The organism is Nitrospirota bacterium (assembly GCA_016214855.1).
In the GTDB taxonomy this organism is placed as follows: domain Bacteria; phylum Nitrospirota; class Thermodesulfovibrionia; order Thermodesulfovibrionales; family UBA6898; genus UBA6898.
In genome coordinates this window covers 579,229-599,960 of record JACRMT010000004.1, presented here as the reverse complement: position 1 = coordinate 599,960, position 20,732 = coordinate 579,229, and the positions used below count along the sequence as shown (strand labels likewise).

18 protein-coding genes are annotated in these 20,732 nt (G+C 47.9%); 17 read left to right on the top strand and 1 reads right to left on the bottom strand.

What is annotated here, in order from left to right; all coding sequences use genetic code 11:
- The first annotated feature begins 15 nt into the window (after positions 1-15).
- The 17 genes from HZB62_05040 to HZB62_04960 all read left to right on the top strand — a co-directional run bounded on the left by HZB62_05040 (position 16) and on the right by HZB62_04960 (position 18,977).
- Positions 16-2,079: a multicopper oxidase domain-containing protein gene (locus tag HZB62_05040; protein ID MBI5074517.1), complete on the top strand. Its 2,064-nt coding sequence runs from the start codon at positions 16-18 to the stop codon at positions 2,077-2,079.
- Between the two features lie 146 nt (positions 2,080-2,225).
- Complete coding sequence (locus HZB62_05035; GenBank protein MBI5074516.1) at positions 2,226-4,640, top strand: heavy metal translocating P-type ATPase; 2,415 nt, start codon at positions 2,226-2,228, stop codon at positions 4,638-4,640.
- Between the two features lie 133 nt (positions 4,641-4,773).
- The gene (locus HZB62_05030) at positions 4,774-4,950 is read left to right on the top strand and encodes a hypothetical protein (protein MBI5074515.1); all 177 of its coding nucleotides are present in this window, start codon (positions 4,774-4,776) and stop codon (positions 4,948-4,950) included.
- A 108-nt stretch (positions 4,951-5,058) separates the two neighbouring features.
- Positions 5,059-5,631: a hypothetical protein gene (locus tag HZB62_05025; protein MBI5074514.1), complete on the top strand. Its 573-nt coding sequence runs from the start codon at positions 5,059-5,061 to the stop codon at positions 5,629-5,631.
- Complete coding sequence (locus tag HZB62_05020; protein ID MBI5074513.1) at positions 5,628-6,308, top strand: hypothetical protein; 681 nt, start codon at positions 5,628-5,630, stop codon at positions 6,306-6,308. Before HZB62_05025 ends, HZB62_05020 begins: the two co-directional genes overlap by 4 nt.
- A gap of 20 nt (positions 6,309-6,328) precedes the next feature.
- Entirely contained in the window at positions 6,329-7,144 is an 816-nt protein-coding gene (locus HZB62_05015; protein ID MBI5074512.1) for a hypothetical protein, read from the top strand.
- 54 nt (positions 7,145-7,198) lie between these two features.
- A complete protein-coding gene (locus tag HZB62_05010) occupies positions 7,199-7,567 on the top strand; it encodes a hypothetical protein (GenBank protein MBI5074511.1) in 369 nt (122 codons plus the stop codon).
- Positions 7,568-7,649: 82 nt separating this feature from the next.
- Positions 7,650-8,564, top strand: a complete 915-nt coding sequence (locus tag HZB62_05005) for a hypothetical protein (protein ID MBI5074510.1) — start codon at positions 7,650-7,652, stop codon at positions 8,562-8,564.
- 73 nt (positions 8,565-8,637) lie between these two features.
- Positions 8,638-9,441, top strand: coding sequence for a c-type cytochrome (locus HZB62_05000; GenBank protein ID MBI5074509.1), 804 nt, complete (start codon positions 8,638-8,640; stop codon positions 9,439-9,441).
- 111 nt (positions 9,442-9,552) lie between these two features.
- Complete coding sequence (locus HZB62_04995) at positions 9,553-9,858, top strand: hypothetical protein (GenBank protein MBI5074508.1); 306 nt, start codon at positions 9,553-9,555, stop codon at positions 9,856-9,858.
- Positions 9,859-10,042: 184 nt separating this feature from the next.
- Positions 10,043-11,341, top strand: a complete 1,299-nt coding sequence (locus HZB62_04990; protein ID MBI5074507.1) for a TolC family protein — start codon at positions 10,043-10,045, stop codon at positions 11,339-11,341.
- On the top strand, positions 11,338-12,555 hold the full coding sequence (locus HZB62_04985; GenBank protein ID MBI5074506.1) for an efflux RND transporter periplasmic adaptor subunit: 1,218 nt from the start codon (positions 11,338-11,340) through the stop codon (positions 12,553-12,555). Before HZB62_04990 ends, HZB62_04985 begins: the two co-directional genes overlap by 4 nt.
- A gap of 143 nt (positions 12,556-12,698) precedes the next feature.
- Positions 12,699-15,884, top strand: coding sequence for an efflux RND transporter permease subunit (locus HZB62_04980; protein MBI5074505.1), 3,186 nt, complete (start codon positions 12,699-12,701; stop codon positions 15,882-15,884).
- Between the two features lie 201 nt (positions 15,885-16,085).
- Positions 16,086-16,322: a DUF4160 domain-containing protein gene (locus tag HZB62_04975; protein MBI5074504.1), complete on the top strand. Its 237-nt coding sequence runs from the start codon at positions 16,086-16,088 to the stop codon at positions 16,320-16,322.
- A complete protein-coding gene (locus HZB62_04970) occupies positions 16,303-16,569 on the top strand; it encodes a DUF2442 domain-containing protein (protein ID MBI5074503.1) in 267 nt (88 codons plus the stop codon). The genes HZB62_04975 and HZB62_04970 overlap by 20 nt, the downstream gene beginning before the upstream one ends.
- A 376-nt stretch (positions 16,570-16,945) precedes the next feature.
- Complete coding sequence (locus tag HZB62_04965; protein ID MBI5074502.1) at positions 16,946-17,767, top strand: tetratricopeptide repeat protein; 822 nt, start codon at positions 16,946-16,948, stop codon at positions 17,765-17,767.
- Between the two features lie 97 nt (positions 17,768-17,864).
- A complete protein-coding gene (locus HZB62_04960) occupies positions 17,865-18,977 on the top strand; it encodes a hypothetical protein (GenBank protein MBI5074501.1) in 1,113 nt (370 codons plus the stop codon).
- Here the strand turns inward: HZB62_04960 and HZB62_04955 are convergent.
- Complete coding sequence (locus HZB62_04955; GenBank protein MBI5074500.1) at positions 18,957-20,723, bottom strand: hypothetical protein; 1,767 nt, start codon at positions 20,721-20,723, stop codon at positions 18,957-18,959. The two genes, HZB62_04960 and HZB62_04955, sit on opposite strands and share 21 nt — an antisense overlap.
- Positions 20,724-20,732: the final 9 nt, after the last annotated feature.

Here is a 20,732-nt window from a genome sequence, read left to right as displayed (position 1 = left end):
TTGAGGGATCCGGAAATGATTACTCTGCTGAGGAACTTTATTTTTTTCATACTACCGGCGGCGTTCTTTGTAGTTTTTACTGATACGCCGGCCTGCGGCAAAACGGTTGAGTATGACCTTTTTATTGAATATAAAACCGTAAATTTCACGGGCAAAGAGGTGATGGCAATCTCTATAAACAAGAGCATTCCGGGACCGACTCTTTACTGGACAGAAGGGGATATTGCCAAAATTCGCGTTTACAACAGGCTCGAGGAAGAGACTTCCATTCACTGGCACGGAATCCTCCTGCCGAATAAAGAAGACGGCGTCCCGTATCTTACAACCCCTCCGATAAAGGCCGGAGCATTCCGCGAATTCATCTTCCCGGTTAAACAAGCTGGAACCTACTGGTATCACTCCCATACCGAGCTGCAGGAGCAAAAAGGTGTTTACGGGTCGATCGTGATATATCCGAAGGAAAAGAAGGAACAGCCGGACAGGGAATATGTGCTTGTTCTTTCCGACTGGACTGATGAAGACCCGCATGAGGTGATGAGGACCCTTAAGCGAGGAAGCGATTACTATATGCTGAAAAGGGGGACCATGCAGAGCATTTACGGGGCCATGAAAAACAGGGCCCTGCCCGATGTTCTGAAGCGCTCGTTAGACCGCATGCCTCCAATGGATATTTCCGATGTCGGCTATGATATGTTTCTTGTCAACGGAGAAAAGGAATTGCATCTTCCGGCAAAACCCGGCGAGACCCTTCTGCTCCGTATTATAAATGCCTCGGCAGGGACATATTTTTATTTGCAGTATGCAGATGGCTCCATGACGGTGGTTTCAGCCGACGGCCAGGATGTAGAGCCCTTTGACATAAACCGCATTCTGATTGCGATAGCCGAGACATATGATGTGACTGTTGTCGTTTCCGATAACGGCTCCTTTGAATTCAGGGCAACCGCTCAGGATGGAAGCGGAAGTGTCTCTGCCTTCATCGGGGAAGGAAAACGTGTGTCTGCTCCCGATATGTCAAAGCCGGATTTATACAGAATGCATGGAGGGCATGAGACGGGAATGGATATGGGTATGGCTGCGGAAAAACATGATATGCAGATGATGCATGATATGGGGCAAAAGGCAGATGCGAGGCCTATGCCTCCCTATGAACATCTCCGTGCAGTAAAGCGGACGGTTCTGCCGGAATCCAATCCTGGGAGAACTATCACCCTTGCCCTCGACGGAGATATGGAGCGCTTTGTCTGGACAATAAACGGCAAGATCCTTTCTGAAGCAGAACCGATAATCATCAGAAAAGGAGAGAAGGTCCGCATTGTTTTTGAAAATAAATCCATGATGCATCATCCAATGCATCTTCATGGCCACTTTTTCAGAGTTATAAACAAACAGGGCGAATACTCTCCTCTTAAACATACGGTCGATATCCCGCCCATGGGAAAACAGATAATTGAATTTTATGCAGGAGAGGACAAGGACTGGCCCCTTCACTGCCATATCCTCTATCACATGGAGGCAGGCATGTTTACCGTGCTTACCTATGAAGGCGCGGAGATTGACCCTGAGATTGCAGATGCGAGAAAGGACCCGGCAAACAGCCTGAAAAAAGACATGTGGTTTTTCTGGGGCAGACTATCACTCTTAACGCAGATGGGCGATATCTTTCTGAATGCCTCGAATTCCAGAAATACTTTTTCCATTAATAAGGAAGCTTCTCGGAACGGAGCCTATGACATTGAAATTCTTTATGGCAGGTACATAAGCCGTTTTGTCAGCGTACTCGCCGGGGCCAATATAACAGACGAAGATTCCAGAGGAGTGCTCGGAATCAGGTATCTTCTGCCTCTTAATATCGAAAGCAGGGCATGGGTTGACACCGAAAAAGAGCTCAGAATATCTCTTGAGAAAAAAATTCAGATTACGGACAGGTTCAGCGTATTCGGTCATCTTACATATGATACCGGCACAAAATCAGAATGGGCCGCCGGTGGTGAATGGACGATCAATAAATGGCTATCGCTTACAGCCCGGCATCATTCTGATTACGGGACAGGGGCTGGAATTATCATACGGTTCTGAATCTTTTTAGGTAATGCGCAGAGGTATATCGGGCAATGCCGACAAATATAACGTTATCGATGTCTGTTGTGAACGCTTTGGTCTAATACCGCGAGAAGCTCGGATATAGACATTTTGAATAATGTTTAATAGGTGGAGAGGAAGAAATGCAAGTAATGGACCCGGTTTGCAGTATGACCATGAAGGATAAAAAGGCCGCTGCTGCATATGTGTATAAAGGCAGCACATATTATTTCTGCTCGGACTTATGCAAAGATAAATTTACCGCAAATCCTGCAGTCTTTCTTGATAAAAAACCGTCATCGGGTGAAGAAAAAAAGACTTTCGAAGATGGCGTCATTTTTACCTGCCCTATGCATACCGACATCCGGCGGGAAGGCCCCGGTTCCTGTCCTAAATGCGGAATGGCTCTTGAGCCTGCCGAGCCAAATGCCGGGGTGATCAAAGCTGAGTGGACATGCCCGATGCATCCGGAGATAGTCCGCGACGCGCCTGGGAACTGCCCAAAGTGCGGTATGGCCCTTGAACCGAAAACGATCACGGCAGACGAAGAGGAAAGTCCTGAACTGCTCGACATGACGCGGAGGTTCAAGGTCAGTGCGGTGCTTACCATGCCGCTTGTCACACTTGTCATGGGCGGCATGATCCCAGGTCTTTCCCTGATTCTTGACACGGTGCCCCATGCAATACGCAAGTGGTTAGAGCTGGTCCTTGCCACGCCTGTTGTGCTTTGGGGGGCCTGGCCGTTCTTCGTCAGAGGCTGGCAGTCGGTCATTACCCGGAACCCGAATATGTTTACCCTTATCGGACTCGGCGTCGGCGTTGCCTATCTCTATAGCATTGTGGCTGTTCTATTCCCTGGTCTTTTTCCCAAGTCGTTTCGTGGTGAAAGCGGTCAAGTAGGCATGTATTTCGAGGCTGCAGCAGTTATCGTCACTCTCGTGCTGCTCGGACAGGTAATGGAATTGAGAGCGAGGACGCGGACCGGTGCAGCAATCAAGGCCCTCCTCGGTCTGGCGCCGAAAACGGCCCGCCGCATTCAGGACGGAAATGAAGAGGATGTCCTTCTTGATGAAATTAAGCCGGGAGATAACCTTCGTGTGAGACCCGGTGAAAGGATCCCTGTCGACGGCACGGTCACCGAAGGATCAAGCAGCGTGGATGAATCCATGATCTCTGGTGAACCGATCCCGGTGATGAAGCAGTCAGGCGACAGGGTGATCGGCGCAACAGTGAATGGCACCGGCACATTCGTTATGAAGGCAGAGAAGGTCGGGGCCGAGACACTTCTGGCACAGATCGTCCATATGGTGGCCGAGGCCCAGCGGAGTCGTGCTCCTATCCAGAAATTAGCGGACATTGTCGCCGGTTATTTTGTGCAGATTGTGGTCGGTATTGCGGTCCTTACCTTCGTGGTCTGGTCATGGATCGGACCTGATCCTCGCATTGCCTACGCCCTTGTCAACGCAGTTGCGGTGCTGATCATCGCCTGCCCCTGTGCACTTGGTCTCGCAACACCGATGTCAATTATGGTGGCGATGGGCAAGGGGGCAACAGGCGGAGTGCTCTTTAAAAACGCAGAGGCTATCGAGGTGATGAAGACCGTTGATACCCTTGTTACGGACAAGACCGGCACTCTCACAGAGGGAAAGCCGAAACTGGTGAGCGTGGTGACCGCTGAAGGATTTGATGAGAAGACACTGCTTCATCTTGCAGCAGGCATCGAGATGGGGAGTGAGCATCCCCTGGCTGCAGCGATAATCGCAGCTGCAAAGGAAAAGGATATCTCGCATTTGAAGGTTGAGTCTTTTGAGTCGCTCACTGGCCGTGGGGTAACAGGTTTTCTTGACGGGAAGAAGATTGCCCTTGGTAATCGCAAGCTGCTCGACGATCTCGGTATCGCTCCTGGAGAGCTCCAGGACAAGGCTGAGGCCATGCGCAGAGAGGGACAGATTGTCATGTTTGTTGCTGTACACGGAAAGGCTGCAGGAATTCTTGGCGTTGCTGATCCGATCAAGGTAACTACTGCCGAGGCGATAGCGAAGCTTCACGAGGAAGGGATCCGTGTTGTCATGCTTACCGGCGACAGTAAGACGACTGCGGAGGCTGTCGGGAAAAAGCTCGGCATTGATGAGGTGATAGCCGAGATCCCGCCTGACCAGAAGGCTGAGATCGTCAAAAAGTTCCAGTCTGAGGGAAAGATAGTGGCAATGGCAGGAGATGGCATCAACGATGCCCCGGCCCTTGCACAGGCGCATGTCGGCGTTGCGATGGGGACCGGAACGGATGTGGCGATGCAAAGCGCAGGCGTGACCCTGGTGAAGGGCGATCTGCGCGGAATCGTGCGTGCAAGACTGCTCAGCAGGGCTACGATGAGGAATATCAAGCAGAACCTCTTCTTTGCCTTTGTGTATAATGCCCTCGGGGTACCCATTGCTGCCGGCGTTCTCTATCCCTTCTTCGGCATCCTCCTCAGCCCCATATTTGCCGCCGCTGCCATGAGCTTCAGCTCTGTTTCGGTTATCGGCAATGCACTTCGACTGAGAAGGGCAAGATTATGAAAATAATCTATTGCGACAACAAAATAAAGTGGCCGAACACTGTTCCTGGTGTCGAGCTTCTTTTTGCACTATGTATATTTTCCTCATTGTCGTTGTTCCTGAGTCAGGGATGGCCGCAACTTTCGAATAAACCATGATCGAACCTGTTGAAGATTCACAATCCACTGCACACGATTACGTATTGCTTTTGTCAGACTGGACAGACGAGGAGCCTTACGAGGTATTGCGAACGCTGAAGCGTGGCAGCGACTGGTATGCGCTCCAGAAAGGGAGCAGTCAGAGCATTTTTGGCGCTGCCCGTCTCAGTTAGAGCGCAGGCAGAGCGTTTTCGTTCACGATCTCTTCAAAAATCCTTCAAAGAATCTTCACTGTTCGGTTGTAAGATAAAAGTCAAGAAAACAGCAAGAGGATAATGTCCATGACCCTAATGAGAACAATTACAGCTGCGGTTAGTTTATTGGTTTTTACAGGCCTTATTGCGGGCAGTTCGTATTCCCATGATCTTGTATGGCCCGGTGATAAATTGAAAGTCCTTTTTCCTCAGGCAGTCTCTTTTGAACAGAAAAATCTGTATGTGTCTGATGAGCAGCGGGCGAATATTGAGAAGGCTTTGGGGGTGAAGCTCCCTGACGAGGATCTGAAACCCTCGATCTATCTCGCGGTTGTGCGAAATACGCCTGATGCTGCTGTTCGCAAGGCAGGGGCCATTATGTTCGTTGATGCCCAGGGCGACGGTGGAAAGATTGAGATGGGTGTGGTGGTTAGTGGCAAGGGCGATCTTGCAAAGGTTCTGATTTTTGAGAATAAAGAATCATCAAAAGTCACTGATCCCACATTCCTTAAGCAGTTCGAGGGGAAAAAAGCGTCTGACCTGTTCAAAACCGGCAGTGATATTAAAGCGCCTGAAGGCACGGATAAAGCAGCACAGGCGATAGCCAGCGGCGCGAGGAGAGGGCTTTTCATTATCAATGAGATGTTCAGGAAAAAATGAAAAGAAATATCCATATATTTGCCGTTTTAGCGATTCTCCTGATTTTCAGCGGAATATCGAACGCCGGTGAAGGCCATGGTGAATCCGTTTCTACACCTGAATTCCGTCTTGGGACTCTCAAGGTGCAGTTTGCCCTGGAACCCGTGAACTATGCAAAAAACAAGACCCCACAGGCAGTCATAACACTGAGCGATTTCGTGAGCAACAGCCCGGTTCTTGACGCTGAAATATATGTGAGGATCGACAAAGACGGTCCGGCATCGGCCCATGCAGGGCACGTGATGCCCAGTGCCACACCAGAAAGTGGCAGTGAAGGAGGCGGACTCGATTTCGGAGAACCGGTCCAGATGGGCGACTCTCTTGACTTAAGCACCTTCAAAAAGCTTAAGCCCCGGCAGAAGGCTGGTGTATACGCTGTTGAATATCCTCTTACCGTTCCCGGTGATTTTTTTTTTACGATTGCCGTCTCTTCGCTTGCAGGGAAACGCTATGCTGAACCCCTCGTGTATGGAGGAACCCTCTCATACATAGCCGCATCAAAGGCCAGGTTCTACAGCATGATATTCGTTTTCGCCGTTATCGTGCTGAGCGGCCTGACCGCGGTATGGATCATCCGTCAACGAAGCCTTCTGAAACTTGAGACCGGGCATAAACTCAATTTTCTCGGTAATTCATGAGAACGAGAAGATTTTTTGTGATGGGACTGTTATTTTTCATGCTGGTACCCTGTGCCTATGCAGAGCTTGATCTCGACAAGGAAGTGCTTATCGTGCCCGATACGCATAATGAAAAACCCTATATCTGGCCCGTAAAGATAAATCCGCGGGGATATGATTTCATGCTGGAGACGAGCAGCGCGACCGCGTGTAAGGGAAATGAGTTCAGGTTTTCCCTTGCATCGAAAGAGAGAGAGGAGATAATCAGTCCTCATGTATTTATCACGGATCACGATCTTCATGAATATGCGCATATCATTCCTGAAAAAGCTGATGGTAACTATCTTTTTTCATATCAGGCGCCTAAGGCGGGCAGATATCGCATTGAGATTGTTTTTCAGTCTTCAAAAGGGTGGGTTGATCTCAGAAAAGATATCAAGATTTCCGGAGACGGGAAGGGTTCCGGGCGCGTAACGATTCCCGGAGATGAAGATTATCAGATAAAAGTCAGACTTGTCCCCAGGAAGGCTTATGCCGAGCATGTTGTGACACTTCTGTATGACATAAGCTATAAGGGAGCGCCGGTAACCAGTATTGAAAAAGTGGACGGTTTCGATATGCACGTTGCAGCGTGGGATGAAGACCTCAAAGAATTCCTGTATATAACGCCAAAGCAGAACCTCGGCGGACCTGAAGTGCCGGTGAGCATCGTATTTATGCGGCCCGGACTCCATTCCGTATTCGCAGAGTTCCGGCATAAGGGCGTTGTCAGAAAGGTTGAATTTGTTCTGAACGTCCTGGCAGAGCCGAAAAATGATCCGGGCTCAATAGAAAATCTCAGGCCGGCGGATTATTGATGCCAGAAATAAGCGGCCATCGTGGTGGGCTGCCATAAAAAAAGGAGGATTAACATGAAAAGAACAGGCGTAGGTCTCTGTAGTTTGTTTCTGGTTATGCTATTTGTTTCAAGCAGTTTTGCGATAATGGAGAGCATGATGGGAGAGCAGAAAGGAAAGATGGGCATGGGTATGATGACGGGTAATGGCGATCCGCAGGCCAAACTTGCCTGTGCTGAGCAGTGGCTCAAAAAAGCGATAGACCTTCATGAAGTACACATGAAAGATCCCAAGACGGCAACAGAGGCATCCCAAATGGAGATGATGGATCAGATGAAAAAAGCATATGGCTGTATTACGGGAACGGGTTCTGACATGAGCGGGACACAGTCGAAAGAAGTTGAGGGCAAAGAGCCCAAAAAAGCAGAGCCGAATAAACATTAGGAGGGCTATATGAAAAACGCGAGACAGCCTAAAACTATCTTCAATATGAAGGAGACAAGAAAAGATGAAAAAGAGGTTTAGAATGAAAAAACACAGAATTACAGCAGGGTATTTGACACTGATTCTTTTGACGATAGCTCTCACGATGTTGGTTGGATGCGGCGGCGGAGGCGGAGGAACTTCCGTGACTGCCACGCCGGAGACCGGAACTGTCAGCGGGACCGCGATCAAGGGGCCTGTGTCGGGCGCAGCAGTTATGGCTTTTAGCATAAATTCCGACGGAACAAAAGGCGGACAGATAGGCACTGCCATGACGGACACGCAGGGTAATTTTTCGATGACTGTCGGCAACCATTCGGGCTCGTTTATGCTGCAGATGGCCGGCGGGAGCTACATTGATGAGGCAACCGGAATTACAACCATGATGGGTGCCGGCGATATGATGACAACCGTGGTGCCTTCCATGGCAGCCGGAGAGAGCGTGACAAATATTCATATGACTCCTCTTACTTCAATGGCTCAACTGATGGCACAGAATATGACGGGAGGGATGACCCAGGCCAACATTGCTCAGGCTAACAATTTAATGGGACAATACTTCGGGGTGAGCGATATCCTTCATACACGTCCTATGGATCCGCTGACAAATGGCTCGGGGCCTGTTTCCACGCAAGACCAAAGGAACTACGGAATGAGCATAGCCGCCATGTCGCAGTATGCAAAGGCTATTGGTATGCCCAATTCCTCAGGGATGGTCACTGTCATGATGAACGATGCATCCGATGGACGTATGAACGGGATAATGGGCGGAACACAGATTCCGATGGGAGGAGGCATGATGGCAGGCAATATGATGCAGTCTAATGCAGGCAGTTCAGAATTGGCGGATAGCATGCAGGCCTTTATGCAGTCCGGTCAGAACCATTCTGGTCTGACAGTCCAGGACATGCAGGCTCTCATGGATAAACTAAGGAACTCAAACGGCAGAATTCAGTAAATAATTCGCATTGTGCAAGCCTGAGCGGGAGCAGCTTTGAAGGCTGCTCCCTGTATTGACTGGAGGCAAGACCATGATGAAGATATTAGTCGTATTCTTATTCTCACTGTTTGGGCTGGTTTTTTTCGTAGAATATGTTCTTGCATCCGAACATACGCACCAGCCGCATCCGCATAAACACAAGCAGTATGCAAAAGTAAAAAATCCTGTGCCTGTGACTGAGCAGTCGATTAAGAAGGGGGCTGAATTTTATGAAAAGCATTGCGTCGGCTGCCATGGAGAGGGAGGCAAGGGAGAGGGAAACCTGAACCTTACGGACGATATAGTCATTCATGGGGATACAGACGGGGAGATATTTCATGTGATAACGGATGGTGCCAAAGGTACGCTGATGAAGGGATTTGGAAAGGAACTGACAAGCGACATACGGTGGCATCTTGTTAATTATGTCAAGAGTCTTAAAGTAACAGCAGGAACAGGGCAATTACCGGCGCGGCCCGGCAAACATATTCGCCAGGCAGACCTCAAGGGGTACACCCTGATGTATCACCTTCTGGATTTGTCTGAACGAAACGAAATGATGAGGAAGATGGAGGGTCATTCGGTCATGGGCATGAAAAAGGTCCCTGAGCAGACAAATCATCTCATGGTCTACATCCAGAAACCTGATGGAAAGATTGTGCCCGGCGAGGTTGCGTTCCAGTTGACAGGTCCCGATGGAAAGGATTTCAGGACAATGACCATGGGCATGTATGGTGGTTATGGCGCTGATATAAGTCTGAAGCTTAAAGGGACGTATATGATCAGGACGAACATCATTATTGAAAGCGGGAATAAGGTCAAACTCGATGATGAGTTTACATTCCAAGCGAAGTGAACAGCCTTAGCCTTTAGCTGCGGGCAAAACTTTGACTTAGACATGACGTTCATAATTACTTCAACTTTATTATTTATGATTCAACTGCCATAATTAAGGAGGTGAGTAAATATGAAAATAGCAGGACTGAAACTTCTCGTTTTGCCGTTGCTGCTTTTAATTGTTTCTGCCGGCGCTGAGGCCGCGCAAAAGCAGGGGGTGGTTCCAAAGGATGAATCCCTGCGCAAAGGTGAGACCAGGGCAACACTCGATCCCGGACAATTTAAAGACGCTCGCGTGAAAGAGGCGTATAGGGTTGCAAAAGAGATCCCGTGGGTCCTGGACAGTATCTATTGTTTTTGCATGTGCAAGGAGTCTCCGACATTCAGGCATAAGAGCCTGCTCAGCTGCTACGTTGACAATCATGCCGCGGTGTGAGATATTTGTTTAGGGGAGGCCTTGATGGCCTTCGAGCTGTATCAAAAAGGGATGACAATAAAAGAAATCAAGGCAGCAGTTGAGAAACAATTTAAACGATAGGTGTCAACCATGAAGAAATTGATAGCAGCAGCTATTATAGTTGCGTGGATGCAAGGTAATTAATAGATGGGAGATAACGTGCGTGTCAGACAGATATGCTAACCCGAAACATCGCATGAAGGGGGTCCGGTCTCTCCTCGCTCTTTTTATTCTTTTTGTTGCCGCTTCCGTTTCATTCGCTGAGGATCTGAAGCTTCAGGACCTTATCCAGGAAGCCTTGAAGAATAGTCCTGAGATCCTTGCGTCTGACGCACGCGCTCAGGCAGCCCGGTATCGCATACCCCAGGCAGGGAGTCTTCCTGATCCCATGGTTATGTTCGGGTATCAGAATGAAGGATGGGAGCGGTATACATTTGGCAAGGAGCCGGATGCCCAGTGGATGTTCTCTGCGTCCCAGATGTTTCCCTTTCCCGGCAAGCGGTCTCTGAAAGAGGAGATGGCGAGGCAGGATGCGCAGGGGGTATCGATAGTTCATGAAGCAGTAAGGCTGAAGACCATCGCACGGATCAGGGAACTCTATTTCGAACTCTTCCTTGCCCATAAAACTATCGATCTCATCAGGGAGCGGACCGTTCTTTTTTCCCGCATTGAGGATGCCGCGCTGGCCCGCTATTCCTCCGGCATGGGTATGCAGCAGGAAGTCCTTATGGCGCAGACCGAGAAATACATGCTTCTCGAAAAAGAAGAGATGCAGAAGCAGAAGGTCCAATCTCTGGAGGCGATGCTCAATACCACGGTTGGAAGGGATGTGAACAGGCCTCTTGGCAGGCCTGCAGAACAGACGTTATCACTTCCGGTCAGGAGTCTTGACGAACTGCTTAATAAGGCCTATGACCATTCTCCCGAGATACGGGTCAAACAGCGGATGGTGGCCGCTGCCGAGGCGAGAGTAAAAATGGCGGAGAAAGAATACTATCCTGACTTTACGGTTGCGGGCAGCTATTTCACCAGGGGAGGCGGTCAGTTCATGGATATGTGGAGCCTGACGACTACGGTAAATATACCGCTCTATTACAGGACTAAACAGAAGCAGGCAGTGCTTGAGGCAGAGGCCATGCTTGCGGAGGCAAAGAGAGAACTTGAGGCAGCGCGTCTCATGACCGCTTCTTCCATCAGGGATACGTATTCCATGTCTGCGACCTCTGAACGGCTGATGGATCTTTATAAGAGCGGTCTTATTCCGAAGACCTATCAGGACTTTGAAGCAGCGCTTGCGGGCTACAGCACGGGGAAGACAGAGGCGATTACGGTCATAAACAGGCTGAAGGCGCTGATCGATTTCGAAACACTGTATTGGGTCCAGGTCACGGAACATGAGAAGGCTTCAGCGAGATTCGAGGCGATGATCGGAATGGTTGAAACAGGGGGGATAGTTCAATGAGGAAACAATATCTGATCGGTCTTGTTGTCGCGGTGCTGGCACTCGTTGCCGTAGTATATGCTGCCAGGAACGGAAACAGTTCGAAGAAGGGGGAACCAAAGCCAGCAGCAGAGCACCAGGGACATGATGCAGCGAAGCCGCAGACGCCAGAAGAGCCCCGGCAGCAGGAGCCTGCGCAGGAAGCCCCTTCGGTCGAGATACCGGCTGATAAACAGCAGATGATCGGCCTGAAGACGGTGGAGGCCTCCGTGCATCAGCTTCAGAAGCTAATCAGGACAGCCGGCAGGATCGAGTATGACGAGAAGAAGATCTCGACGATCAATGCGAAGTTTGAGGGGTGGATCGAAAAGCTCCATGTCGATTTCAGTGGACGTTTTGTCAAAAAAGGTGAACCTCTTGCAGAGATCTATAGTCCCGAGCTTGTTGCGACCCAGCAGGAATTCATCAATGCCCTGAAATGGATGCGTCAAAATACGGCGGGCGAAAAAAGCAGCGATATGAAGGCTATGCTGTCAAAGGATGCTTCTTCACTGGTCGATGCTGCCCGTCAGCGTCTCCGGTTCTGGGACATATCGGATGATCAGATTAAGACGATAGAAGAGACCGGTAAACCGCTGAGGACCCTGACCCTGTACAGTCCGTCGAGCGGCTTTGTGGTGCAGAAAATGGCCTTCCGGGGAATGAGGGTCATGCCTGGCGAGAAGCTGTTTGATATTGCGGACCTGAGCACGGTCTGGATCGTGGCTGAGATCTATGAGAACGAACTGGCACTCGTAAAGCAGGGTCAGCATGCAAGAATAAGCCTGAGCTACCTTCCGGGCAGGGAGATGAACGCTGTAATAGATTATGTCTATCCGGCGCTCTCAGCAGAAACAAGAACGGCAAAGGTAAGGTTTACGCTGCCTAATCCCGGCAATCTGCTGAAGCCGCAGATGTTTTCGAATGTAGAGATCGCTATTCCGCTTGGGAAGAAACTTGCCGTACCCACGGAGGGAGTACTCGACACGGGCACACGGCAGGTCGTATATGTTGACAAGGGCGACGGCTATTTTGAACCGAGGGAAGTGAAGACCGGGCTGAAGGTTGACGGCCTGATCGAGATCTTGTCAGGGCTGAAGCAGGGCGATAAAATCGCATCATCGGCCATCTTTCTTCTCGATTCCGAGGCCCAGCTGAAGGGCGTTAAACCTCTCGGCGGCGGACATAAACATTAAGAGACCGTGATCAGTGATGGGTAAAGGGTGATGAGCAAAAATAATAAACCTAATGAAGGGTGAAGAATTATGAATAGGACGACGTCAATGGAGTTGATTGTATTTAAACTCATCACGCAGTACTCATCACGCATCACGAACAAATGATAGCTAAAATCATAGAATTCAGCGGCAGAAACAAGTTCATTGTTCTGCTTCTTGTCGGGTTTCTCTGTCTCTGGGGATACTGGTCTCTTGAGAGGACTCCGCTTGACGCCATACCTGATCTGAGCGACACGCAGGTGATCATTTTTACTGAGTGGGCAGGCAGGAGTCCTGATCTTGTTGAGGACCAGGTTACTTATCCGATCACCTCTACACTTCTTGCTGCTCCGAAAGTGCAGGCTGTCCGCGGCTTTTCCTATCTCGGCAGTTCTTTCATTTATGTGATCTTCGAAGAAGGGACTGACATCTACTGGGCGAGAAGCCGTATCCTTGAATATCTTCAGTCCGTGCGCTCCAAACTTCCTGCTGATGTGAATCCTGTGCTGGGGCCTGATGCCACAAGCCTTGGGTGGGGTTTTTCCTATGCTCTGATTGATGAGACAGGAAACCATGATCCTTCCCAACTGCGGTCGCTCCAGGATTGGAACATCAAGCTGGCGATAGAGAGTGTTCCCGGCGTATCGCAGGTTGCCAGTATCGGAGGTTTTGTAAAGCAGTACCAGGTGCATATTGACCCTAACCGTCTTTCTGCCTATAACCTATCGATCATGAATGTGATGGAAGCGGTGAGGAAGAGCAACCGTGACGTTGAGGGAAGGGTCCTTGAAATGTCGGGTGTTGAATATATGATCCGGGGCAGGGGTTACGTGAAAGGCCTTCAGGACCTTGAACTGATTTCAGTCGGCGTGGGGCCCGCGGGAACGCCTGTCTATCTGCGTGATATTGCTTCTGTTCAGCTGGGACCGGAGATGAGACGGGGCATTGCTGATCTTGACGGCAAAGGCGAAGTCGCAGGCGGCATTGTGGTTGTCAGGTTCGGTGAAAATGTGCTCACGGTCATCGACCGTGTAAAAGAGAAGATCGAGAAGGATATTAAACCATCCCTGCCTAAGGGTGTTAAGCTTGTCACGACCTATGACCGTTCTGATCTTATCATCAGATCCATACATACCCTGAAAGAGGAGATCATCAAGCTTTCTGTTGCCGTGAGCGCAGTTTGCATCGTTTTTCTCTTCCATCTGCCGAGCGCGCTTGTTGTGATCCTGACTCTTCCTGTTGCGATTATCATCTCTTTTATCTGCATGTATTACCTCGGCGTTACGTCGAACATCATGAGCCTCAGCGGCATTGCGATCGCTGTTGGCGCCATGGTAGACGCCTCGATTATCATGGTGGAGAATGCGCATAAGAAGCTGGAGGAGTGGGAGAACGAGGGCAGACCAGGCAGCAGGGTTGACGTGATCATAGAGGCTTCCAAAGAGGTTGGCCCGTCGCTGTTTTTCTCTCTGTTGGTAATTACGGTCGGCTTTTTTCCGGTCTTCACTCTTGAGGCCCAGGCCGGACGACTTTTCAAACCTCTTGCCTACACCAAAACCTTTGCCATGCTCTTTTCTGCATTTCTTGCAGTCACCCTGACCCCGGTGCTTATGACCATGTTCATCAGGGGGAAGATAAAGCCTGAGCACGATAATGTGATAATCCGGTTTCTCGAAAAACTGTACAAGCCGCGCGTTATGTTTTCTTTGAAACACCCTAAGCTTGTTATAGTTTTTGCGCTGCTGCTCGTTGCAGCGACCGTGTATCCGCTGATGAAACTCGGCAAGGAATTTATGCCGCCCCTTGATGAGGGCACGCTTTTTTATATGCCGACAACAGTGCCGGGTGCTTCGGTCTCTGAGGTATCAAAGATTCTCAGGCTCCAGGACCGCCTGCTGATAAAGATACCGGAGGTGTCGCAGGTCTTTGGAAAGGCAGGCAGGGCTGAGACCGCAACTGATCCTGCACCTCTTGAGATGTTCGAGACGGTCATAAATCTGAAGCCTGAATCAGAGTGGCGGCCCGGAATGACCACTGAAAAACTGAAGAATGAACTGAATGACGCGGTCCAGATTCCGGGTGTTGCGAATTCTTTCACCATGCCTATAAAGGCGAGGCTTGACATGCTTGCAACAGGAATCAGGACGCCTGTGGGCGTAAAGGTTCTTGGGCCGGATCTGGCAACGATCGAAAAGATCTCTATCGATATTGAGAACGCTGTCAAGGGCGTCCCCGGTACTCGCAGCGCGTACGCGGAACGGGTTATGACCGGCTATTTCCTTGACATTAAACCGAAAAGGGAAGAAATTGCACGGTATGGACTGTCCATAGACGATGTGCAAACAGTCATTGCAGCTGCGTTAGGCGGCATGAACCTGACTGTTACGGTTGAAGGCAGGGAACGATATCCTGTGCATGTGCGCTATGCCAGGGAACTGCAGAACGATATTGAGAAGCTCAAACGCATTTTTGTACCGGTATCTCTTGCCGGTTCTTCAGGCATGAATGCAGAGGCATCGCAGAAGTCAGGGATTGCCCATATACCCCTTGGTGAGATTGCGGATATCGCAATTGTGCAGGGACCGACATCGATCAAGAGCGAAGAGGGCCAGCTCGCCAACTATGTGTATATCGACTTTTCCGGCCGCGATGTCGGCGGCTATGTGGAAGAGGCAAAACAGAGCGTCGAAAAGCAGGTGAAGCTTCCTGCAGGTTACAGTCTTCAGTGGAGCGGAGAATATGAATATATGCTCAAGACGCAGGAGCGGCTGAAGACCGTAATCCCGCTCACGCTCTTTATCATCTTTGTGCTTATCTATCTGAATACGAAGTCAACAGTAAAGACCACGATTATTCTGCTCGCAGTGCCGTTCTCCCTTGTCGGGTCTTTCTGGCTGCTCTATTTTCTGGGATATAACATGAGCATTGCTGTCTGGGTCGGCATGATCGCCCTGGCAGGCCTTGATGCTGAGACCGGCGTTGTGATGCTCCTGTACCTTGACCTTGCCTATGAAAAATGGAAAAAAGATGGAAAACTGAACACCGAGCAGGATCTCAGAGATGCCATCATGTTCGGCGCGGTCAAGAGGATCAGACCCAAGCTTATGACAGTCGGCGTCATTCTTGCCGGCCTTGTTCCTATCCTGTTCAGCCACGGCGCAGGCTCTGACATCATGAAGCGCATTGCCGCGCCTATGGTCGGCGGGGTTGTTACTTCTGAGATCCTTGAGCTTACGATCTATCCTGCCATCTATCTGATCTGGAAAGGAAGAAAGTTCAAAAAAAGCTCATCTGTTGTCAGTAAATAGGATTGTCAGGTTGTAGATGGTCTTGTTTGCTCCTCTCCTCTGTTTGTGATATATTTAAGCCATGAAACCTGACCTTAAGAAAGCAAAAAGGCATTTTGAAGACTTGAGGCAGCTTACAGCACGTAGAAAGAGCCCCGTTGGGAGATTGCGTGAGAACGCTGGGACAAGAATATTGATTGATACCCATCGTGAACACAACGTATGCCAACTGTCCTAAGGGTTGGACCCTACAGATTTCACTTTTACTCTGATGAACTCAGGGAGCCGCCTCATATACATGTTGAATCGCCGGCAGGTGAATGCAAGTTCTGGCTTGATCCTGTCCGTCTTGCAAGAAATAAAGGGATTGCGCCTCATGCCCTGCGGGAGATTGAGAAGCTTATTTATGAACATCAGCATTTGCTGAAGGAGAAATATCATGAGTACCACAACCGCTGAGAAAGAAATTTCCATTGAGCCCGCTGCAATAAGGGCGTGGGCCGAGGGCCGAAGAATATTCATCGAATTAACGGATGGCCGCATTATCGGCTTTCCTGCTGATCGCTTCAGACTATTAAAAGCCGCTTCAGAAGAACAACTCTCTAAAGTCCAGATGCGTCTGAATGGATACGCGCTCAGGTGGGAAGAACTTGATGAGGACATTACAGTTCCCGGCATTGTAGCCGGCAATTTTGAACTGCCGTAACGCGTCACAGCTATTCCGGAGCAGTGTCTTTCGCTCCCTCTTCATCTCTCTGCTCTTATTTTTGTTGGTTTTCATTGCCTTATCTATTTTCTATTCCTATAATCCGGTGAGTTCCGAGGTTGTAATAGCCAGAGCCTACAGTGACGACCGGAAAGGCGTTGCGGACAGTCTGCTCATCGCTGATGAAAAAGCATTATATGACAGAGGGCTCAAGGCTGCAGAGGAAGGAAAAGACAGTGAGGCTATTGATTTACTGACAAAGGTAATTTCCCTGAATAGCCGAAATGTTGCCGCCTATGTTGTCCGTGCACAGGTCTTCCAGAAATTATCGCAGAATCAGGAGGCGCTGAAAGATTACGACGCAGCCATCAAGCTCATGAATGATTCGAAAGAGCTTGGACTGCTCTATGGAATGCGGGGCGATTTGTATAAAGCGTCGAGGAGATTCCCAGAGGCAATTGCTGATTTTACGAAAGCGATAGAAAAGAATCCCGATGACCGGCAGGCACTTTTTTTACGGGGAAATTCTCAGTATCTGGCAGGCCGCCCTGATGATGCTATTTCTGATTTTTTGCTCATATTAAAGAAGAAGTCTGACGACATTGAAGCTCTTTATGAAATGGGGAATGCCCACGCCAATAAGCATGAGTTCGCCGAAGCTATTAGGTTATTTGATAAGGTCTCTGGGCTGGAGCCGACGCATACACTTGCCATGTATAGCCGCGCTCAGGCTTATTACTGCTTGGGGGCTTATGAAAAGGCGCTGGAAGAATTTCAGAAATGCATAAAAGCGGGCATCTATGATGAATATTGCCGGATCTGGACGCTGATAATAATGAAGCAGATTAAGTCTGACGGATACGACCGCTACGCTGAAGAGTTTAAGACATACGTATCAGCTGCAAAAACAGGCGAATGGATCAGGATTGTCTCCAGATATCTTCTGGACCTCGATGCTGCATCTGAGGCTGATGTCTTAACAGAAGCAAGAAAAGCGAAATCTGCAAGAGAAACCGATGAGCGGCTTTGCGAGGCATATTTTTTTCTTGCCGTAAAAAACTTGCAAAACGGAGACAAACAGAGCGCAGCCGCTTTCCTGCAAAAGAGTTTAGATACAAACGTGTATGAGTTTTATGAATATGTCACCGCCGGTGTACTGCTGAAATCCATTCGGGTCGCAGATAAGCAAGGTATCTAAGGCTGATATACGACCCAAAGGAACTGACAAAGCTGCTGTTGATTTGTGGCGGAGGATTGCATATAATTTTAACAGGTTTCCGATACAAGGAGGGCTAATGGCTGAGAGGGATCCAAGGGCAATTCAAAGTTCTGCAGCAATGAAGAATTACTGCAGCAAATCCTCCAAGCCTGACAAGTATTCTCTTCATCTTGCAAGCCTTTCCAGAAGATTCCATTTAATGACCCTGGCCTCAACAGAAAAAAAAGAAAAGATCAGGGCAAGGTTGCGCCTGTACCTTTCAATGTCAGCACACTCAGCAGCGTTCATTTCCTTTTTGAAATACATCCTGAAATATCTTGACAGGGTCATAAGAATTCCGGGCTTCTATGGTAGCCTGCAGGCCCTGTCAGCACCTGGAGGCGGCGGGATGCACTGCTCAGGCAGTGACTCTGGCCGAGCCCCGCCTTTTTTGCTGTCTTTCTTTCCACTATCCCATCAATCTTCCGCATTAACAGATGTGGACACTATTGCTTGTTCCCAGAAAATGGGAATAGAAGACGACACAATAAAAGAGTATAAAAAAGTCGAGAAAAAGCCAGGACTAATGAGAAAAATTGGAGTAATGGCAGCAGGAGTAGTCATGGCACTTGGAATACATACAAACGCAAACGCAGTTGACACAAGAGCCGTTCAAATACAAAATAATGGGAGAACTGAAAGCATGATACTTCAAAACCAAAACGGAATGCAAACAGTACACAACCCAAGAACTGGCGAGACATATAATGTATCGGGAAACACGATAGTAAATCAAAATGGATACCAAGGACACATCAACGGAATAGACCAAGCAAATAGAGATCACACAATAAACAACTATGTAGGAGCAGGATTAACAAAAGAAAACGAATACCAACAAAAAATAAAAGAATATGATTCGTTGATTAAGCTTGACCCTTCTAATTTTAATTTATATTTTCATAAAGCTGAGTTACAATATAATTTTGATAAACAAGAGTCTATAAGAACTTCGGAATATTTGATTAATCTAATTAGAGAAAATAGGATAAAAGTCAAACCTCAAGAAAAAGAAAAAGCGTTAAATCAATTAGCAAGTACATATATTAATTCTGGACAAAAAGATAAAGGGTTACCTTTATTAAAAGAATTAAATAAAGAATTTCCTAAAGAAAAATATGCTACTTTGTTAAGATTGTATTCTAAATAATAATTTATAACAGCAATATCCTGAAACACATTTCTTACCCTTAGAATCAATGGACGAAGATATATCATACTCGCCAGATGCACATTCAGTTTTACAAGTTCCTATATCTGGTGTTGATGATGCTCCACATTTTCCGTTTAATTGTGCTACCGGAGATACAGGTTGTGTTCCTGTTGTTAGTTTTGTGCAACATGTTTTTCCTGATGAACATCCTACATGCCCTGCTAGTGTAGGATTTATGCCTGTTATCTCTATCGTACCTGTTTGACATGTGTTATAACATCCTCCCCAAGTTATTGCGTTATTACATGATGGAACGATACTGCAGCAAACTTTGTCAGCAGCACACCCATTTGAACCTAAAGGAGTTATTGTTGAAGTATCACATTTATTAATCGCATCTATTTGCGTTTCACAGCTCATCCCATTTTGTACACAACTTCCAAATGGTGTTGTCGCTGCTCCCACGCATATTGGTGCTGCTCCTGCTGTTTGTCTGTAGCAGGATTGTCCTTTTTTGCATGCTATGTTTGAGCATGCACAGTCTTGTGTGATTAGTTTCTTATTAGTTTCGTCACCTATTTCTGTTTCGGGACATGGTGTTGATGGTTTGTTTCTGTATAACATAAATTGTTTGATTGCTTTTGCGCCCGCACTTGTTTCGGGTATTAGTTGAGGAACGTCGCATGATTGGGTTAGTTTATTTGGAAGTCCTGCTTTTACAACTATTGTCATCTGCTGTTCATTTCTAGTATCGGTTGCTGCTGATCCAAAATTATAACTTAAGGTAAACTCGCTCTGTTTAAAAGTATCAGGCATTTTTATACTTTGTATTGCTACTGTTCTAAGTCCATCTGTGAATTTATTATTTGTACAAGTAAATTGTACAAATTCAGTATTTGTTCCAAATTTAACTTTGTCTTTTCCATCAACACAATTAATATTTTTATCACCATCATCTAGGAAGGTTATTGCTAATGTTCCTCCGCTCTGTGATCCTGTGTCAACTGAATCAACAACTGTAAAAGGTGTTGTTACATCATTATTATTTAATACTGATTTTGTATATGGCGTTCCTGCACCAAGGAAGTCTGCTGTCATTTGTCCAATGGGTATTAGGAGTTCTTGACTTGAGTATGTTTGTACGACTTCTAAATTCTTAGGTCCTATCTTTAGTATTCCTTGTTCAGGAGTTCCTTTGTAAACAAAATATTGGAGGCACATCTTTTCAGGACCTGATTTAGTAATGACCGCCTGAGCGTTGTATGTTTCGTCAAGATATGCTGTATCATCACTTATTATATTTGATATCTGTAAGTTTCCAAATCCTAGTTCTTTTGCTAGGCCGTTTACGCAGGATACTGTTCCTGCTGTTGGGTTTATTGAACATCCGACGCTTATCAGTGATGTTGTGTCGGCCATTGGATAGTAGAATATTCCTGATTCGTATCCTGTTGGCATGCAGCTTTTGAATTTGTTTCTGTCCCAGTTTAGTGTGACTCTGATGTGATCATATATGTTTGCTGAATTGTCAAATACTTCTGCATATGCTGGTTCTGCTACTGAGGTTGCTGCGATTCTTCCGCCTGATTTTAAAGTTCTTGAGGGTGCTGGTGTTGTTAATCGAAGACAGGGGCATGACTCTGCACTCTTGCATACAGCACCTTTGTTTTCTCTAAGTTCTCTTTCTGTTGCGCATACAGCGTCTACTGTCCAGCTTTGTATTTCGCATCCTGCTGTAATCATTAAAGCTCC

Excerpts from the sequence above, each read along its gene's own strand:
- HZB62_05040 (MBI5074517.1), top strand. The coding sequence starts at position 16 with ATGATTACTCTGCTGAGGAACTTTATTTTTTTCATACTACCGGCGGCG.
- HZB62_05035 (MBI5074516.1), top strand. The coding sequence starts at position 2,226 with ATGCAAGTAATGGACCCGGTTTGCAGTATGACCATGAAGGATAAAAAG.
- HZB62_05030 (MBI5074515.1), top strand. The coding sequence starts at position 4,774 with ATGATCGAACCTGTTGAAGATTCACAATCCACTGCACACGATTACGTA.
- HZB62_05025 (MBI5074514.1), top strand. The coding sequence starts at position 5,059 with ATGACCCTAATGAGAACAATTACAGCTGCGGTTAGTTTATTGGTTTTT.
- HZB62_05020 (MBI5074513.1), top strand. The coding sequence starts at position 5,628 with ATGAAAAGAAATATCCATATATTTGCCGTTTTAGCGATTCTCCTGATT.
- HZB62_05015 (MBI5074512.1), top strand. The coding sequence starts at position 6,329 with ATGGGACTGTTATTTTTCATGCTGGTACCCTGTGCCTATGCAGAGCTT.
- HZB62_05010 (MBI5074511.1), top strand. The coding sequence starts at position 7,199 with ATGAAAAGAACAGGCGTAGGTCTCTGTAGTTTGTTTCTGGTTATGCTA.
- HZB62_05005 (MBI5074510.1), top strand. The coding sequence starts at position 7,650 with ATGAAAAAACACAGAATTACAGCAGGGTATTTGACACTGATTCTTTTG.
- HZB62_05000 (MBI5074509.1), top strand. The coding sequence starts at position 8,638 with ATGATGAAGATATTAGTCGTATTCTTATTCTCACTGTTTGGGCTGGTT.
- HZB62_04995 (MBI5074508.1), top strand. The coding sequence starts at position 9,553 with ATGAAAATAGCAGGACTGAAACTTCTCGTTTTGCCGTTGCTGCTTTTA.
- HZB62_04985 (MBI5074506.1), top strand. The coding sequence starts at position 11,338 with ATGAGGAAACAATATCTGATCGGTCTTGTTGTCGCGGTGCTGGCACTC.
- HZB62_04980 (MBI5074505.1), top strand. The coding sequence starts at position 12,699 with ATGATAGCTAAAATCATAGAATTCAGCGGCAGAAACAAGTTCATTGTT.
- HZB62_04975 (MBI5074504.1), top strand. The coding sequence starts at position 16,086 with ATGCCAACTGTCCTAAGGGTTGGACCCTACAGATTTCACTTTTACTCT.
- HZB62_04970 (MBI5074503.1), top strand. The coding sequence starts at position 16,303 with ATGAGTACCACAACCGCTGAGAAAGAAATTTCCATTGAGCCCGCTGCA.
- HZB62_04965 (MBI5074502.1), top strand. The coding sequence starts at position 16,946 with ATGAATGATTCGAAAGAGCTTGGACTGCTCTATGGAATGCGGGGCGAT.
- HZB62_04960 (MBI5074501.1), top strand. The coding sequence starts at position 17,865 with ATGGCTGAGAGGGATCCAAGGGCAATTCAAAGTTCTGCAGCAATGAAG.
- HZB62_04955 (MBI5074500.1), bottom strand. The coding sequence starts at position 20,723 with ATGATTACAGCAGGATGCGAAATACAAAGCTGGACAGTAGACGCTGTA.